The following is an 884-nucleotide window of genomic DNA, read 5'->3' as shown; positions in this document are numbered from 1 at the left end:
GGCGGCCGCGGCGAGGACGGCGGACAGGTCGGAGACGTGCCCGGCGTAGAGCAGGAGGGCGGCGACCACGGCGAGGGCGTTCACCCGGATCCGCCGCCGCCACAGCGTCCCCGCGAAGGCGCTGGCGGTGACGACCGTGCCGACGATGGCGGTCCAGGGGTCGAAGCTCGTCGCCCGGCCGAGCACCATCGGCACGGCGCCCTTGCCGTCGAGGTCGACGAGCACGGCGAACGCGGCGATGCCCGTACCGACGATGGTCGTGACCACGAAGGCCAGTGCCGTGCGCCAGGACCCCATGAGCCGCTCCGACGCCCCGACGAGCACGACCACCCCGGCGAGCGTCAGCAGCAGGGCGAGCACGCCGGTCGACGCCGCGAAGACCCGGAACGGACCGAACACGGTCGCGTGCGCTCCGTGTTCCAGCCGGAGCACGAACGCGAGCGTCGAGGTCGCCAGCACGAGCACGACGATCGCCGTGGTGACCGGGCGGGTGACGACGACCCGGCGGACCGTCGCCACTGCCGATGCGACGCCGCTCACAGCGGTCCGCTCGCGGGGAGCCCGAGGTGGTCGAGCACCGGTGGGAGGCCGTGCGCGAGCACGTAGCGGACGGTGTTCCAGTCGTGCGCCGACCCCGGGGAGACGACCAGCTGCGTGGCGATGCCCTCCCGCTCGGCCGCCGCACGGAGCGTGGCGGTGGACGCCTTGTACGGGGCGTCGTCCCCGCCCACCCCGAACACGACGAGGTGGTCGGCGTACCGGCCGTGTGCGCGCATCTCGGCGACCGGCGTCGCGGCGTCGTAGGCCGAGCGGGAACCGCCGAAGCCGACGGCGATGGTGTGCTGCAGGCTGCCGTTCTTCGGGGCGATCTCGCTCGAGATCGC

General features: G+C 74.1%; 2 pseudogenes. Both read right to left on the bottom strand.

The annotated features are described in order from the left end of the window. A pseudogene (locus BIV01_RS19900) lies at window positions 1–540 on the bottom strand (bifunctional lysylphosphatidylglycerol flippase/synthetase MprF); the annotation flags it as partial. Next, a pseudogene (locus tag BIV01_RS13855) lies at window positions 537–884 on the bottom strand (alpha/beta hydrolase); the annotation flags it as partial. The pseudogenes BIV01_RS13855 and BIV01_RS19900, both read right to left, overlap by 4 nt.

The organism is Curtobacterium sp. MCBA15_013, assembly GCF_001865095.1.
GTDB lineage: Bacteria > Actinomycetota > Actinomycetes > Actinomycetales > Microbacteriaceae > Curtobacterium.
The sequence above is the reverse complement of the archived record's forward strand: the minus strand, read 5'-3'. Positions and strand labels throughout refer to the sequence as shown.